The sequence below is a fragment of the Nocardioides sp. cx-169 genome (genome assembly GCF_021083605.1).
In the GTDB taxonomy this organism is placed as follows: domain Bacteria; phylum Actinomycetota; class Actinomycetes; order Propionibacteriales; family Nocardioidaceae; genus Nocardioides.
In genome coordinates this window covers 289,707-305,221 of sequence record NZ_JAJNRO010000002.1, presented here as the reverse complement: position 1 = coordinate 305,221, position 15,515 = coordinate 289,707, and the positions used below count along the sequence as shown (strand labels likewise).

The 15,515-nt window shown below is 72.0% G+C and carries 14 protein-coding genes; 8 read left to right on the top strand and 6 right to left on the bottom strand.

Translation table 11 applies throughout. From position 1 onward, the window contains the following. The first annotated feature begins 51 nt into the window (after nucleotides 1-51). The 5 genes from LRP67_RS02625 (at nucleotide 52) to LRP67_RS02605 (ending at nucleotide 5,474) form a co-directional block, all read left to right on the top strand. The gene (locus LRP67_RS02625; RefSeq protein WP_231268620.1) at nucleotides 52-666 is read left to right on the top strand and encodes a DedA family protein; all 615 of its coding nucleotides are present in this window, start codon (nucleotides 52-54) and stop codon (nucleotides 664-666) included. Nucleotides 667-675: 9 nt separating this feature from the next. Next, nucleotides 676-1,641, top strand: a complete 966-nt coding sequence (locus LRP67_RS02620) for an NADPH:quinone oxidoreductase family protein (RefSeq protein ID WP_231268618.1) — start codon at nucleotides 676-678, stop codon at nucleotides 1,639-1,641. Further along, nucleotides 1,634-2,416: a 2-phosphosulfolactate phosphatase gene (locus tag LRP67_RS02615; RefSeq protein WP_231268616.1), complete on the top strand. Its 783-nt coding sequence runs from the start codon at nucleotides 1,634-1,636 to the stop codon at nucleotides 2,414-2,416. The genes LRP67_RS02620 and LRP67_RS02615 overlap by 8 nt, the downstream gene beginning before the upstream one ends. A gap of 144 nt (nucleotides 2,417-2,560) precedes the next feature. Then, entirely contained in the window at nucleotides 2,561-4,498 is a 1,938-nt protein-coding gene (locus LRP67_RS02610; protein ID WP_231268615.1) for a M13-type metalloendopeptidase, read from the top strand. Nucleotides 4,499-4,622: 124 nt separating this feature from the next. Beyond that, nucleotides 4,623-5,474: a methylenetetrahydrofolate reductase gene (locus LRP67_RS02605; RefSeq protein ID WP_231268613.1), complete on the top strand. Its 852-nt coding sequence runs from the start codon at nucleotides 4,623-4,625 to the stop codon at nucleotides 5,472-5,474. A 16-nt stretch (nucleotides 5,475-5,490) separates the two neighbouring features. Here the strand turns inward: LRP67_RS02605 and LRP67_RS02600 are convergent, their stop codons facing one another. Genes LRP67_RS02600 through LRP67_RS02580 form a run of 5 tightly spaced genes read right to left on the bottom strand, consistent with a single transcriptional unit; the run spans nucleotide 5,491 to nucleotide 10,348 of the window. After that, nucleotides 5,491-6,048, bottom strand: coding sequence for a DUF1638 domain-containing protein (locus LRP67_RS02600; protein ID WP_231268611.1), 558 nt, complete (start codon nucleotides 6,046-6,048; stop codon nucleotides 5,491-5,493). Nucleotides 6,049-6,085: 37 nt separating this feature from the next. Continuing rightward, nucleotides 6,086-8,035: an ASKHA domain-containing protein gene (locus LRP67_RS02595; RefSeq protein WP_231268609.1), complete on the bottom strand. Its 1,950-nt coding sequence runs from the start codon at nucleotides 8,033-8,035 to the stop codon at nucleotides 6,086-6,088. Continuing rightward, the gene (locus tag LRP67_RS02590) at nucleotides 8,032-8,916 is read right to left on the bottom strand and encodes a dihydropteroate synthase (protein WP_231268607.1); all 885 of its coding nucleotides are present in this window, start codon (nucleotides 8,914-8,916) and stop codon (nucleotides 8,032-8,034) included. Before LRP67_RS02590 ends, LRP67_RS02595 begins: the two co-directional genes overlap by 4 nt. Continuing rightward, the gene (locus LRP67_RS02585) at nucleotides 8,913-9,584 is read right to left on the bottom strand and encodes a corrinoid protein (protein WP_231268605.1); all 672 of its coding nucleotides are present in this window, start codon (nucleotides 9,582-9,584) and stop codon (nucleotides 8,913-8,915) included. The genes LRP67_RS02590 and LRP67_RS02585 overlap by 4 nt, the downstream gene beginning before the upstream one ends. Then, nucleotides 9,581-10,348: an IclR family transcriptional regulator gene (locus LRP67_RS02580; RefSeq protein WP_231268604.1), complete on the bottom strand. Its 768-nt coding sequence runs from the start codon at nucleotides 10,346-10,348 to the stop codon at nucleotides 9,581-9,583. The genes LRP67_RS02585 and LRP67_RS02580 overlap by 4 nt, the downstream gene beginning before the upstream one ends. 57 nt (nucleotides 10,349-10,405) lie before the next feature. Between LRP67_RS02580 and LRP67_RS02575 the strand changes: the two genes are divergently transcribed. Then, on the top strand, nucleotides 10,406-11,914 hold the full coding sequence (locus tag LRP67_RS02575; protein ID WP_269210970.1) for a trimethylamine methyltransferase family protein: 1,509 nt from the start codon (nucleotides 10,406-10,408) through the stop codon (nucleotides 11,912-11,914). A gap of 193 nt (nucleotides 11,915-12,107) precedes the next feature. Here the strand turns inward: LRP67_RS02575 and purU are convergent, their stop codons facing one another. Then, nucleotides 12,108-13,013, bottom strand: a complete 906-nt coding sequence (purU, locus tag LRP67_RS02570) for a formyltetrahydrofolate deformylase (protein WP_231268600.1) — start codon at nucleotides 13,011-13,013, stop codon at nucleotides 12,108-12,110. A 107-nt stretch (nucleotides 13,014-13,120) separates the two neighbouring features. Here purU and LRP67_RS02565 point away from each other — a divergent pair, with 107 nt between their 5' ends. Together LRP67_RS02565 and LRP67_RS02560 are read left to right on the top strand one after the other, a co-directional pair. Beyond that, a complete protein-coding gene (locus tag LRP67_RS02565) occupies nucleotides 13,121-13,930 on the top strand; it encodes an IclR family transcriptional regulator (RefSeq protein ID WP_231268598.1) in 810 nt (269 codons plus the stop codon). 108 nt (nucleotides 13,931-14,038) lie between these two features. Beyond that, nucleotides 14,039-15,508 (top strand): aldehyde dehydrogenase family protein, encoded by a 1,470-nt coding sequence (locus LRP67_RS02560; RefSeq protein ID WP_231268596.1) that lies wholly within the window; start codon nucleotides 14,039-14,041, stop codon nucleotides 15,506-15,508. The last annotated feature ends 7 nt before the right edge of the window (nucleotides 15,509-15,515 follow it).

Genomic DNA, 15,515 nt, shown 5'->3' with positions numbered 1-15,515 from the left:
ATGCACCCCCATTAAGGTGGCGGCTCCATCGTCCGCCTCGGGAGGAGACCCATGTCGTCCGTGCTCGACTGGCTGGTCGGGCTCATGCGCACGATCGGCGCTCCGGGGGTCGGCTTCGCGACCGCGCTCGAGACGGTGTTCCCGCCGGTGCCCTCGGAGGCGGTGCTGCCGCTGGCCGGCTACACCGCCAGCCAAGGCCACTACGGCCTCGTTGCCGCCATCGCCTGGGCGACGGCCGGATCGCTCGTGGGCGCCCTCGTGCTCTACTACGCCGGCGCGCGGCTGGGCGCCGAGCGGCTGGCCGGGATCGCCGAGCGGATTCCCCTGGTATATGCGCGCGACGTGGACCGGGCGATGGGCTGGTTCGACCGGCACGGGCGTACGGCGGTCCTCGTGGGGCGGCTGGTCCCCGGCGTACGCAGCCTGATCTCCGTCCCGGCCGGCGTCAGCGGGATGCCGCTGCTGCAGTTCGCGGGCTTCACCACGGCCGGCAGTCTTGTCTGGAACGGGCTGCTCATCGGCGCCGGCTACGCGCTCGGAGAGCAGTGGCACCTCGTCGAGAGCCGGGCGGGCGAGATCTCCGACCTGGTCTACGTGGTCATCGCCGCCGTGGTGGTGTGGTTCGTGGTGCGCCGCTGGCGTGGGCGGCGACGCGCCGGTCGGTAGCCTCCGACCATGCGTGCAGCCCAGGTCGTGACCACCACCGGACCCAGCGACATCCAGATCCGCGAGGTGCCGGAGCCGACGCCGGGACCCGACGACGTGCTCATCGAGGTGCACCGGGTCGGGACATCGTTCCCGGACCTGCTGCTCAGTCGCGGTGAGTACCAGCTCAAGCCCGAGGTGCCCTTCACCCTCGGCGTCGACGTCGCGGGCACCGTGGTCAGCGGTCCCGGCTTCGAGGCCGGTCAGCGGGTCGCGGCCGTGGGGCCCTACGGCGGCGCCGGGGAGCGCGCCGTCGTACCGGCGATGTTCGCCTTCGCGCTGCCTGACTCGATCAGCTTCGACGAGGGCGCGGCCCTGCCGATGAACTACCTCACCGCCCAGTTCGCCCTCGCCGAGCGGGGTGGCCTGAAGGCCGGGGAGACCGTGCTCGTCCACGGCGCGGCCGGCGGCGTCGGCACCGCGACGATCCAGGTGGCCAAGGGGCACGGCGCGCGGACCATCGCCGTGGTCAGCACCCAGGAGAAGGCCGAGGTCGCGCGGGCGGCCGGGGCCGACGAGGCCGTCCTCGTGGACGGCTTCAAGGATGCGGTGATGGGCCTGACCGACGGCCGTGGTGTCGACGTCGTGCTCGACGTCGTCGGCGGCGACGCGTTCACCGACTCCCTTCGCGTGCTCGCCCCGCTGGGCCGGCTCCTCGTCGTCGGCTTCGCCTCCGGTCAGGGCATCCCCCAGGTCAAGGTCAACCGGCTGCTGCTCAACAACGTCGACGTCCGCGGCGTCGGCTGGGGGGCCTACGCGATGGCCCGCCCCGGCTTCATGCAGGACCAGTGGGCCGCGCTGCTGCCGATGATGGAGAGCGGCGTGGTCAAGCCGCCGGTCGGCAAGGTCTACGACTTCGAGGACTTCGGCCAGGCCCTGGTCGACATGGACGAGCGGCGCACCCTCGGCAAGGGGGTCGTGCGGGTCCGTGACTGATCCCCACGGGCAGCAGGAGCACGCCGTACGGCTCGAGTGGGGCCCCACGGGCGGTACGGCGGTCGCCGCCGGCGCCGATGTGGCCGTGGTGGTCGACGTGCTGTCGTTCACGACGACCCTGACGGTGGCCGTCGAGCGGGGCATGGCCGTGCATCCCTTCGCCTGGAAGGACGAGCGCGCCAGTGAGCACGCCGCCGAGCTCGGCGCGGTGCTGGCGATCGGGCGGTTCGAGGAGCCCGCGGCCGGACTCCCGGCCGTCAGCCTCTCGGCCGCGGCGATGAGCCGGGTCGAGGGGGTCGACCGGATCGTCCTGCCCTCGCCCAACGGCTCCGCGATCTGCGCCGCGTTGGCGGGGTCCGCGCTGGCCGGGCCGGCCGTCACCGTCGTGGGCGCCTGCCTGCGCAACCGCACCGCCGTCGCCCGCTGGCTGGCGCCGCGGGTCGCCGACGGCGCAGTGGTCGCGGTCGTGCCGGCGGGGGAGCGCTGGCCCGACGGGTCCATGCGCCCGGGCGCCGAGGACCTGTGGGGGGCCGGAGCGGTGGTCGACGCGATGGTTCGACTGGGGGCCACCGGCCTGAGCCTCGAGGCGACCCACGCCCGCGACGCCTTCCGGGCGGCGCGGGCCACGCTGCGCGACGGGCTGCTCGCCTGCGCGAGCGGAAAGGAGCTCGTCGCCGCCGGCTTCGCGGAGGACGTCGAGGTCGCGGCCGGCCTGGACGTCAGCGACGTCGTACCCGCGCTGGGCGAGGACGGGGCGTTCCGCGCCGCCCGCTGACCGGTGGCCACTCCCGCCGCACGGCCGGTCCGAATCTGGTGCTTGTGGTGTGAAGTTTCATGCGGGAGCCGTGAGATTCACCGGGCACCCGGTGAATCTCACGCACTGGCGACCCCGCTTCCGCACGCCCGATACTGTCGGGGGGTGAGCACCCTCGACGACGCCAGAGACGGCGTGAACCTCGACATCCGTCCGCAGGACGACCTCTTCGGACATGTCAACGGCCGCTGGCTGGACGAGGTCGAGATCCCCGCAGACCGCTCGAGCTGGGGGCCGTTCGTCCAGCTCGCCGACGCGGCGGAGGAGCACGTTCGCACGATCATCGAGGACCTCGCCGCCGGTGAGCCGCGCGACGACGACGCGCGCAAGATCGGCGACCTGTTCGCCTCGTTCATGGACACCGCGGCGATCGACAAGCTCGGCACCCGCCCGCTGCGCCCGCTGGTCGAGGCCGTCGGCGCGCTGCGCGACGTCCGCGACCTGGCGGCGTTCCTGGGTGAGTTCGAGCGGGTCGGCGGCCACGGCGTGTTCGGCTCCTACGTCGACACCGACGACCGGCAGTCCGACCGCTACCTCTTCCACCTCGCCCAGGGCGGGCTCGGCCTGCCCGACGAGTCCTACTACCGCGACGACAAGTTCGCCGAGCAGCGGGAGGCCTACGTCGCCTACCTCACGCGGCTGCTCGCGCTCGGCCGTCACGAGGATGCGCCTGCCGCCGCGGCCACGATCCTGGAGCTGGACACCCGGCTCGCCGCCGGACACTGGGAGCGCGCCGAGACCCGCGACGTGCAGAAGACCTACAACCTGATGACGGCCGCGGAGCTCAAGGAGCTGTGCCCGGCCTTCGACTGGGACGCCTACGTCACCAACCTCGGCGGCAACGACGGGACGATCGCGGAGGTGTGCGTGCGGCAGCCGTCGTACTTCGCGCACCTCTCGACCGTCCTGGAGTCGGTGCCGCTCGAGGACTGGAAGGCCTGGCTGCTGGCGCACGTGCTGCGCTCGGCGGCGCCGTACCTCACCGACGACTTCGTCGAGACCAACTTCGACTTCTACGGGCGCACGCTCAGCGGGACCCCCGAGCTGCGGGCGCGCTGGAAGCGGGGCGTCGCGCTGGTCGAGGGCGCGCTCGGCGAGGCCGTGGGCAAGGAGTACGTCGCCCGGCACTTCCCGCCGCGGTCCAAGGAGCTGATGGACGACCTGGTCGCCAACCTGCTCGCGGCCTACCGCGAGTCGATCGCCGCGCTGGACTGGATGACCGAGGAGACCAAGCAGCGCGCCTACGAGAAGCTCGACACCTTCCGGCCCAAGATCGGCTACCCCGAGAAGTTCCGCGACTACTCCGCGCTGCGGATCAGCGCCACCGACCTGCTCGGCAACGTCGCGGCCGCCTCGGCGTTCGAGACCGACCGCCAGCTGGCCAAGATCGGCTCCCCGGTCGACCCGGACGAGTGGTTCATGCTGCCGCAGACCGTCAACGCCTACTACAACCCAGGCACCAACGAGATCTGCTTCCCCGCCGGCATCCTGCAGAAGCCGTTCTTCTCCCCCGACGCTCACCCGGCCGAGAACTACGGCGGCATCGGCGCGGTCATCGGCCACGAGATCGGCCACGGGTTCGACGACCAGGGGGCGCAGTACGACGGCGCCGGCAACCTCAACGACTGGTGGACCGCGGACGACAAGGCCGCCTTCGAGGTGAAGTCGAAGGCGCTCATCGCCCAGTACGACGGCCTCGAGCCGCGCGACCTGCCGGGGGAGAAGGTCAACGGCGCGCTGACCGTCGGCGAGAACATCGGCGACCTCGGCGGCCTCACCATCGCCCACAAGGCGTTCGTGATCTCGCAAGGTGGCGCGGCCTCCGAGGACGACCGGCGCCGGCTGTTCCTCAACTGGGCCTACGTGTGGCGCACCAAGCGTCGCGAGGAGCTGGCGCGCCAGTACCTCACCGTCGACCCGCACAGCCCGCCGGAGTTCCGCGCCAACATCGCGCGCAACCTCGAGGAGTTCCACGAGGTCTTCGGCACCGCCGAGGGCGACGGCATGTGGCTGGACCCCGCGGAGCGCGTGCGGATCTGGTGATCGCCGCCGCGTGAGCGCTCACGCGTTCTCGTGCGTGCCGTCCGGGCCGCCGCGACCCTGTCGCAGGCCCGCACCCGGCGCTACACTCGGGGCCTCTGATGCGCATCACGAAATGAGTTGCATCATGCGCAACAAGCGCTCACGCGACACGGTCGTTCGGCTGCTGGAGAGCGCCCGCTACGAGGTGCTGCCGACCTCGAGCACCGAGGACAAGGTGCTCGAGCACGTCCCGCTGGACCGCGTGGTCACGGTGACCGCGTCGCCGAGCAAGGGGCTGGAGGCCACGCTCGAGCTGGCCGAACGCCTGACCGGGCGGGGGTACGCCGTCGTACCCCACCTCGCGGCGCGCATGGTCTCCGGGCGCACCGAGCTGGCCGAGATCTGCGAGCGGCTCACCGGCCAGGGGATCTCCCGGGTGTTCGTGCCGGGCGGCGACGCGGAGCCGGCCGGCGACTACCACGACGCGGTGGGGCTGCTCGAGGACCTGACCGCCCTCGGCCGCCCGTTCGCGCACGTCGGCATCACCGGCTACCCCGAGTCGCACCCGACCATCGCCGACGACCTGACCATCCAGGCGATGTGGGACAAGCGCCGCCACGCCACCCACGTCGTCAGCAACCTGACCTTCGACCCGGGGGTGATCCGGGGCTGGGTCGGGCGGATGCGCGCCCGTGGCATCACGATGCCGCTGCTGCTCGGCATCCCGGGGCCGGTGGAGCGCACCAAGCTGCTCGCCATGGCGACCCGGATCGGCGTCGGGGAGTCCACGCGGTTCCTCGCCAAGCACAAGGGCACGTTCGCGCGCCTCGCCGCACCCGGCGGCTTCACCGGCGAGCGCTTCCTCGAGCAGTGCGCCCCCGCCCTCGCCCCGCCCGAGGCGCTCGTCGAGGGCCTGCACGTCTTCACCTTCAACCAGATCGCCGAGACCGAGGCCTGGCGCCAGGCCCTCCTCGACCGCCTCCGGGTCGGGGTGTAGGCCCGTCCGTCCGGGACTACCCCGACGGACCCCGATCGACCAGATCGCCCAGCGCGCGCTCCAGGCCGGAGTGGCCGGTCGCGACGACGGTCAGGGGGAGGCCGAGCTGGGTCGCGGCCTGGTGGGCGTGGGCGCGGAGCTCGGTGTCGTCGGGCTGCTGGGCGAGCCAGACGACCCGCGTGTAGTGGCCGAAGTAGGTGTCGCGCAGGTCGGGGTGGCGGTCCAGGCCGAGCTCCTGCAGGACCGTCCGCGCGAAGGAGCGCACCAGGAAGTCCGTCAGCAGGTACGTCCCGGGCTGGTCGGCGAAGAGCCGCTCGACCTGCGACGGACCGGCGTACAGGTCGTAGCAGTGCAGCCCCGGCAGCCGCTCCAGCCCTTCGTCGGCACAGACCGCGTCGAGCGCGCCGTAGGTGCCGCAGTCCGCATACCCCACCACCACCCGCTCGTACGTCGGTCGCAGCCGGGCGGCCAGGGCGCGGACCTCGCCGGCGATGAGCTGCGGCTGGTTGTGCAGCAGCGGCGGGAGCGGGTGTACGTCGACCGGCCACCCCCGGCGGGCCACGATCTCGGCCATGGGCTGGGCGATCGCCCCGCAGGCGATGACGGCGATGTCAGAACGAGAGCTGCTCGACGAACTTGTCGTTGAAGTCGGGGCGGTCGCTGAGCTCGACATAGGTCACCTCCTCGAGCAGCGCGGCGGCGCCGGCGCGCTCGCGCACCGACAGCAACGCCATCTTGGCACCCTCGCCGGCGACGTTGCCGGCAGCGACGATGCGCAGCACCGGCAGCTTCGGGACCAGCCCGATGCGTACGGCGGAGGCCGGCGACAGGTAGCTGCCGAAGGAGCCGGCGAGCAGCACCTGCTGGACGTCGCGGTGCTCCAGGCCGAGCTGCTCGAGCAGCAGCGTCCAGCCGGTGGAGATCGCGGCCTTCGCGAACTGCAGCTCGCGCACGTCGCGCTGCGAGAGGTAGACGCACTCCGCGGGCACCGTGCCGGGCGTGGGCCGGTGCAGCAGGAAGACCCGCTCCTCGCCGATCTTGGTCAGGCGGTCGGCCAGGGTCGGCGCGATCTCCGGCGCGTCCGCGTCCGGCACGAACCGCCCCGACGCGTCGAGCAGGCCGACGCGCGCGAGCTCGGCCACGGCGTCGACGAGGCCGGACCCGCACAGGCCGCGCGGCTCGACGTCCCCGATCACGCCCAGCTCGACGTCCTCGCCCACCCGGACGACCTCGATCGCGCCGTCGGCCGCGCGCATGCCGCAGCGGATGGCGCCGCCCTCGAACGCCGGGCCGGCCGGAGCCGCGGTCGACAGGATGGTGTCGCCGTCGCTGAGGACGATCTCGCAGTTGGTGCCGACGTCGATGAACAGCCGGGTGCGCTTGTCGCGGTCCATGCCGGTGGCCAGCATCCCGGCCACGATGTCGCCGCCGACGTAGGCACCGAGGGCCGGGAAGAAGAACGCCCGCGCCCGTGGGTGCAGGGTCAGGCCGATCTCGGACGCGGCCACGGTCGGCGGCTGGGTGGTGGACATGACGAACGGCGCGACGCCGAGCGGCTCGGGGTCGATGCCGAGCACCAGCGCGGTCATCGTGGCGTTGCCGGCGACCGCGACCTCGTAGACCTGGGTCGGCTCCACGCCGCCCTCGCGGCACACCTGGTCGGCGAGCTCCGACAGCGTCGTGCCGGCGGCCTCCTGGAGCCTGCCGAGCGCCTCGGGGTCCATCATCGTCGCGCTGATCCGGGTGATGACGTCCCCGCCGAACGGCTGCTGCCGGTTGAGCATGGAGGCCACCGCGACCGGCGTGCCCGTGCTCACGTCCAGCAGCGTCGCGACGACCGTCGTGGTGCCGAGGTCGAAGGCGATCGCGTAGCGGGCAGCGGTCGTGTCGCCGGCCTCGACGTCGATCAGCGCCTCGTCGACGATCACGGCGGTGACCTTGAAGTCCGCCTCGCGGAGCACCTTCGAGAGCCGTCGCAGGACGTGCAGGTCGGCGGTCAGCTCCAGGTCGTCGATGGCGTCGGTGAGCCGGGTCAGGTCCGTGCGCTGATCGGCCAGGGTCGCCTCGTCGAGCTCGACGTAGCGCTTCTGCAGCGCCGGGCGGAGGATCACCTGGCGCCCGACGCCGACGGTCGCGGCCTTCGGCCGGGTGGTGAGCGGGGGGACCTCGACCGCGAGCGAGCGCGTCGCCTGGGCCAGGCACGCCAGTCGCCAGCCCTCGTCGAGCTGGGCGCCCGAGAAGGTGCGCTCGTCGTGCCGGGTCACCGGGACGTCCCCCCCGACCACCCGGACCCGGCACTTGTGGCAGGTGCCGTGCCCGCCGCATGTCGAGTCGATGGCGATGCCGTTCCAGGAGGCCGAGTCGAAGACGGTCACCCCCGGGGGCACCCGGACCCCGCGCTGCGTGGGCGCGACGTCGGCCCCGGTGTCGGTCGAGGAGTGGATCGTGAACGACAGGTCCACCCGGCCCGTGCCGTCGTGGGCGGCGGCGGGGGCGCCCGGGGCGGCGACGAGGCCCTCGCGGCCCAGCGCGGCCAGCTCGACCTCGGAGGGCTCCGTCACGTCGCCTGCGCCGCCTGGGCGGCCTGGCGCGCCCGGTGGGCGGCGATCCAGGCCGACCCCCACTCGTCGTGGTCGAGGAAGACGTCGGCGGCCTTGACCGCCTCGACGATCTGCGGCGTGCGCGTGTCCATGATGGCGCTGGTGAGGCCGGCGGTCATCGCCATCGGGAGCCAGGCGGCTCCCAGCGTGTGCCGCGCCGGCATCCCGAAGGAGGTGTTGGACGCCCCGCAGGTCATGTTGACGCCGAACTCGTCGCGGATGCGGCGCATCGTCTCCAGCGTCACCAGTGAGGTGGTGGTGTCGGCCCCGATCGGCATGGCCAGCGGGTCGATCACGATGTCGGCGGCAGCGATGCCGTACTCGGTCGTCGCCACCTCGATGATCTTGCGGGTCAGCACGATCCGCTTCTCGGCGTCCATCGGGATCTCGTCGGAGTCGTTGGGCAGGGCGATGACCGCGGCGTCGTACTTCTTGACCAACGGCAGGATCTGCTCCATCCGCTCGTCCTCGGCGGTGATCGAGTTGACCAGGGCGCGGCCCTGGTACGCCGCCAGCCCGGCCTCGAGCGCCTCGACGACCGAGGAGTCGATGCAGATCGGCTTGTCGGTCAGCCCCTGCACCAGCGTGATCGCGCGGGCCAGCAGGTCCGCCTCGTCGGTCAGGGGCACGCCCATGTTGACGTCGAGGACGTCGGCACCGCCCTCGACCTGCGCCTTGACGTCGCGCTCGATGGCCGAGAGGTCGCCCGCGCGCAGCTGGTCCTGGAAGATCCGGCGTCCGGTCGGGTTGATCCGCTCGCCGATGAGGGTGAACCGGCGCCCGTGGCCGAGCACCACCTCCGCGCCGGCGCCGCGCAGGACGGTCTCATGGGTCCGGGTCATGCCGGGACCTTGGCGCGCTTCTCGTGCAGCAGCGCCTTCGCCCGCTTGACGGTCTGGGAGGCGTCGGCCGCGTAGCCGTCGGCGCCCACGGCGTCGGCGTACTCCTGGGTGACGGGGGCGCCGCCGACCATGACGATCACCTCGCCGCGGATCCCGGCCTTCTCCAGGGCGTTCATGTTGGCCTTGAACATCGGCATCGTGGTGGTGAGGAACGCCGAGAAGCCGACGATGTCGGGCTGGTGCTCCTCGATGGCGGCCACGAACTTCTCCGGCGCCACCTGCACGCCGAGGTCGATCACCTCGAAGCCGGCGCCCTCGAGCATGATGTTGACCAGGTTCTTGCCGATGTCGTGGACGTCGCCCTTGACCGTGCCCATGAGGAACTTGCCGATGGTCTGGACGCCGGTCTCGGCCAGCAGCGGGCGCAGGCGCTCCATCGCGCCGGCCATCGCGCGGCCGGCGATGAGCATCTCGGGGACGAAGAAGTCGCCGCGCTCGAAGCGGGCGCCGACCTCCTCGAGCGAGGGGATCAGCGCGTCGAAGAGCAGCGTCTGCGGCTCCATGTCGAGCGCCAGCCCTTCGTTGGTCAGCTCCAGGACCCGGGGGGCGTTGCCGACGAGAGTCTCGTCGTAGAGCGCCTGCAGGATCTCCTCGGGTGTCACGGTCATGCCACGCCCTCCTTGCGGGTTCGCCGGCGAAGCAGCGCGGAGAGCTGCTCGGCCCGGTCGTTCAACAGCCGGCCGATCTCGTCGAGCCGGTCCTCCAGCCGGGGGCTGGGCCCCGAGATGCCCAGGGCCGCGATGACCTCGCCGCCGCTGCCGCGGACCGGCGCGCCGATGCCGGTCAGCCCGATCTCGAGCTCGTCGACGGTGCTCGCCCACCCGCGCCGCGCCACCTGGGCGAGCTCGCGGGACAGCGTCACCGGGTCGGTGACGGTGTGCGGGGTGACCTGCTCCAGGCCGCCGCTCGGCACGTCGAGGAGGCCGTGGGCCAGCAGCACCTTGCCCAGCGAGGACGCGTGCGCCGGCACCTCGACCTCGGTCCAGTCGCGGGTGCCGAGCATGTACGTCGAGTCGACCTGCGCCACCTGCACCACTCGGTCCCCGCGGGCCACCGAGAGGTTGACGGTCTCCCGGGTATCGGCGCCGATGCGCTCCAGGGTGGGCCGAGCCAGCCGGACCAGCTCGTCCCACGGGTCGTGCCGGGTGGCGTAGAGCCAGAAGAGCGGGCCGGCGACGTAGGAGCCGGCGGCATTGCGCTCCAGCAGCTCCGTGCGCTCGAGGGCCGTCAGCAGCCGCGAGGTCGTGGACTTCGGCAGCCCGCACTCGTCGTGCAGCTCCAGGAACGACAGCGGCTCGTCGGCGCGTACGACGGTCGCCACGAGGAGCGCGGCGCGGTCGATCGCCTGGGTGCCGGTCGCGGTGCTGGTCATCGGCGGCTCTCGATAGTTCCATGATGTGGAACTGATGTCCCACATCATGAGGCTAGGATGCCGCGCAGGGTCGGGTCAAGCGACACCGACCGTCCCGCACCGCCCCGCCGCCGCGCAGGAGGACCGATGTTCCGCAACCGGATGCCCCGATACGACGTGCTGTCGCAGGAGGCCATGGCGACGCTCGACCGTGGCTGGCGCAGGCTCATGACCGAGATCGGTGTCGAGTTCATGGACGACCGGGCCCTCGAGCTGTTTCGCCAGGCCGGCCAGCGCGTCGAGGACCACACCGTCTTCCTGGACCCCGACTTCGTGCTCGCCCAGGTGGCCAAGGCGCCGCGCGAGTTCGACGTACAGGCGCGCAACCCGGCGAACAACCTCCACATCGGCGGCGACTCCATGGCCTTCGGGGCCGTCTATGGACCGCCGTTCGTGCGGCAGGGCGAGGTCCGCCGGGACGCGACGATGGCGGACTTCACGAACTTCACCAAGCTGGCCCAGTCGTTCTCCGTGCTGGACTCCGCCGGGGGCATCATCTGCGAGCCCAACGACACCCCGCTCGACAGCCGCCACCTGGACATGACCTACGCGCTGCAGAGCCTGACCGACAAGGTCTACATGGGCAACGTCGTCTCTGGGGTCAACGCCCGCGACACCCTGGCCATGACCGAGATCCTCTTCGGCTCGCGCGAGGCGATCGAGGCGACGCCCGCGACGATCTCGCTGATCAACTGCAACTCCCCGCTGCGCTGGGACGACCGGATGCTGGAGGCGCAGTTCGAGTACTCCGCCGCCGGGCAGCCGGTGGTCCTCACGCCGTTCATCCTCATGGGCGCCATGTCGCCGGTGACCATCCCGGCCGCGCTGGTCCAGCAGATCGTGGAGGCGCTGTCGGGCATCGCGCTCTCGCAGCTCATCCGCCCCGGGACGCCGGTGATCTTCGGCTCGTTCCTGTCCAACATCGACATGCAGTCGGGCTCGCCGACCTTTGGCACCCCGGAGTCGGGCATCGGGCTGCTGTGCACCGGCCAGATCGCGCGCCACTTCGGGCTGCCGTTCCGCACCGGTGGCGGCCTCACCTCCTCGCAGGTCGCCGACGCGCAGGCCGGCTACGAGGCGCTCATGACGATGATGCCGACCTTCCTCGCCGGCGCCAACTGGGTCATGCACTCCGCCGGCTGGCTCGAGGGCGGCCTGGTCGCCGGCTACGAGAAGTTCGTCGTCGACATCGAGATCCTGCAGATGATGCAGGCGGAGTTCACCCCGCTGGAGATCGACGAGGAGTCGATGGCGTTCGGCGCCCACGAGGAGGTCGGGCACGGCGGCCACTTCCTCGGCGCCGCGCACACGATGGAGCGCTTCCGCACCTGCTTCTACCGCCCGCTGCTGTCGAGCTCGGAGAACTACGAGCGCTGGATGCGGGGTGGCGGCCATGACGCCAACGCGCGGGCGGAGGGGATCTACACCAGGACCCTCGAGGAGTACGTCGCCCCCGACCTCGACCCCGCCATCGCCCAGGAGCTGCAGGAGTACGTCATCCGCCGGCGGGCCGAGCTCGGGGACTGAACGCCCACGGTGGTCGAGGTGCGAGGAGCGCCAGCGACGAGCCTCGAGACCACTTGAGTGGTGTGGCGCGGCTGCGGAGTCCCCCATGTCGGCAGTGACCTCACCGGGTCTCGACACGCGCGGTCGCGACTTCCTTCGTCACTCGCGCGCGCTGCTCGACCACCATCGAGGTGATCCGCTGACGCGTCTCACCTCACCGGAACACGACGGTGCGGTTCCCGTTGAGCAGCACCCGCGACTGCGAGTGCCAGCGGACGGCGCGGGAGAGGACCTGGGCCTCGACGTCGCGGCCGGCGGAGACGAGCTGGTCCTGGTCGTAGCTGTGGTCGACGCGCATGACGTCCTGCTCGATGATCGGGCCCTCGTCGAGCTCGCCGGTGACGTAGTGGGCGGTGGCGCCGACCAGCTTGACCCCGCGGTCGAAGGCCTGGTGGTAGGGGCGGGCGCCCTTGAAGCTCGGCAGGAACGAGTGGTGGATGTTGATGGCCCGGCCCGACAGGGCGCGGCACAGGTCGTCGGAGAGCACCTGCATGTAGCGAGCCAGCACGACCAGGTGCACGTCCAGCCCGTCGACGAGCTCCATGAGCTGCGCCTCGGCCCGCGGCTTGGTCTCCGGAGTGACCGGGATGTGGTGGAAGTCCAGGCCGTAGGAGCGCACCAGCGGCTCGGCGTCCGGGTGGTTCGACACCACGGCGGGGATGTCGATCTGCAGCGAGCGGGTGCTGGCGCGAAAGAGCAGGTCGTTGAGGCAGTGCAGGTGCTTGGACACCATGATCAGGGTCCGGTACGGCGCCGCGGCGTCCCACAGCTCGAAGGCCATCGCGAACTCCGAGGCGACCGACGCGAAGTCGCGGCGCAGCGCCTGCGCCGACACCTCGACGCCGTCGCGCGCCGCCACGGCGAAGTCGATGCGCATGAAGAACCGGTCGGTGAGCTGGTCGCCGAACTGCTGGCTCTCCAGGATGTTGCCGCCGTGACGCACCAGGAAGCCGCTCACGGCATGCACGATGCCGGGCCGGTCGGGGCAGGACAGGACGAGGATGAAGTCGCCGGCGGGCGCGCTCGCGCTGTGCGCGTGCTGGGAGGCGGGAAGCACCATGGGTAGGTCCTCGCGGAGGTCGGAGTTGCGGTGGACGAGACGCAGCCTGCGATACGCAACAGCGGCGATACTAGTCGGGCGAGCCTCGGGCCCACTATGGTCTCGCCATGCGCAACGAGGCGGGGACGCGGGCCGAGGCGGCCGGCGCGACCGGCGGGGTGCAGTCGGTGGACCGGGCCCTGACCATTCTGGAGGTGCTGGCCCGGGTGGGCGAGGCCGGGGTGACCGAGATCGCCGCCGAGCTCGAGGTCCACAAGAGCACCGCCTTCCGTTTGGTCGCCACACTGGAGCAGCACCGGCTCGTCGAGCAGACCGAGGACCGCGGCAAGTACCGCCTCGGCGTGGGCGTCCTCCGCCTCGCCGGCGCCACCACCGCGCGGCTCGACCTGGTGCAGGAGGCACGCCCGCTGTGCCGGCAGCTGGCCGCCGCCACCGGCGAGACGGTCAACATCGCGGTGCTCTCGGAGAGCTCCGCGCTCTACCTCGACCAGGTCGCCGGCTCCTCGGCGCTCCAGCCCCACAACTGGGTGGGCCAGCACATCCCGCTGCACGCCACGAGCAACGGCAAGGTCCTGCTCAGCGGGCTGGACCGTCCGGCCCTCGACGCGCTCGTGGGCCGGCTCGCCTCCTACACCGACCTGACCATCACCTCCAAGGCCCGCCTGCGCGAGGAGCTCGAGGCGGTGCGCGCCCAGGGGTACGCCGTCGCGGTGGACGAGCTGGAGGTCGGGCTGACCGCGGCCGCGGCGCCGATCCGCAACGCCCACGGCGACGTGGTGGCCTCGCTGAGCGTCTCGGGGCCGACGTTTCGGCTGCCCGACCAGCGGCTGGCGGAGGTCGTCGACCTCCTGGTCGCGGCGGCGCTCGAGGTCTCGCACCGTCTCGGCTGGGGTCAACGTCAGGTCACGGAGCGGTGACGGTCCTTGACGGGACGGGTGGTGCGCTCCATTCTCGGGAACACCGCATAGTTGCGCCAAGAGCGAGCACGTTGCGGCATACGCAACACGAGGCGTAGGGGAGCGGTCGTGCCGGAGCTCTACATCGATGGGGGATGGGTCAGCGCGCGCGCCCACGGGCGCCGCGAGATCCGCTGTCCCGCCGACGGGACCCTGGTCGCCGAGGTCGACGAGGCCGGGCCCGAGGACACCGCCGACGCGATCGCCGCGGCCCACCGCGCCTTCCAGGAGGGCCCCTGGCGCGACACGTCGGCTCGCGAGCGTGGGGACCTCCTGCTGCGCCTGGCCGACCTGCTCGAGCGCGACACCGACGCCGTCGCCCGCATGGAGTCGCTCGACACCGGCAAGCGCCTCGTCGAGAGCGCCTACGACGTCGCCGACGTCGTGTCGGTCTTCCGCCACTACGGCCGGGTTGCCGACGACGACCCCGGTCGGGTGGTCGACACCGGCAACCCCGGCGTGGTGAGCCGGATCGTGCACGAGCCGATCGGCGTGTGCGGCCTGGTGACGCCCTGGAACTACCCGCTGCTCCAGACCTCGTGGAAGGTCGCCCCATGCCTGGCGGCCGGCAACACCTTCGTGCTCAAGCCCAGCGAGCTCACCCCGCACAGCGCCGTCCACCTGATGCGCCTCCTGGAGGAGGCCGGACTGCCCGCCGGCGTCGGCAACCTGGTGCTCGGCGCGGGCCGGGAGGCAGGGGCCCTGCTCGCGGAGGACCCTCGCGTCGACCTGGTCTCGTTCACCGGCAGCCTCGCCACCGGCAAGGGGCTCATGGCGGCCGCCGCCGGCACCGTGAAGAAGGTGGCGCTCGAGCTCGGCGGCAAGAACCCCAACATCGTCTTCGCCGACGCCGACCTGGAGACCGCGCTGGACTACGCGCTCACCGCGGTGTTCCTGCACTCCGGCCAGGTCTGCTCGGCCGGTGCCCGGCTGCTGGTCGAGGAGTCGATCCACGACGAGTTCGTCGACGCGCTCGTCGAGCGGGCCCGGCGGATCCGTCTCGGCGGCCCCTTCGACGACCGGGCCGAGACCGGGCCGCTCACCAGCGCCCAGCACCGCGACAAGGTCGAGGCGTACGTCGCCGCGGGGCTCGCCGAGGGCGCCGTGCTGCGCTGTGGGGGCGCCCGCCCGGACGACCCGGCGCTCGCCGACGGGTTCTACTACCTGCCGACCGTCCTCGACGCCTGCACGCCGGGGATGTCGGTGACCCAGGACGAGTCGTTCGGGCCGGTCCTGACCGTGGAGACGTTCACGACCGAGGACGACGCGGTGGCCACCGCCAACGACAGCATCTACGGCCTCGCCGGCGCGGTCTGGACCCAGGACGCCGGCAAGGGTCAGCGCGTCGCAGCCCGGCTGCGCATGGGGACGGTCTGGATCAACGACTACCACCCGTACGTGCCGCAGGCCGAGTGGGGCGGCTACAAGCAGTCCGGCACCGGTCGCGAGCTGGGTCGCGCCGGTCTCGAGGAGTACCGCGAGACCAAGCACGTCTGGCAGAACATCAGCCCGGCCCCGCAGCACTGGTTCTCGGTCTGAGGGGGGC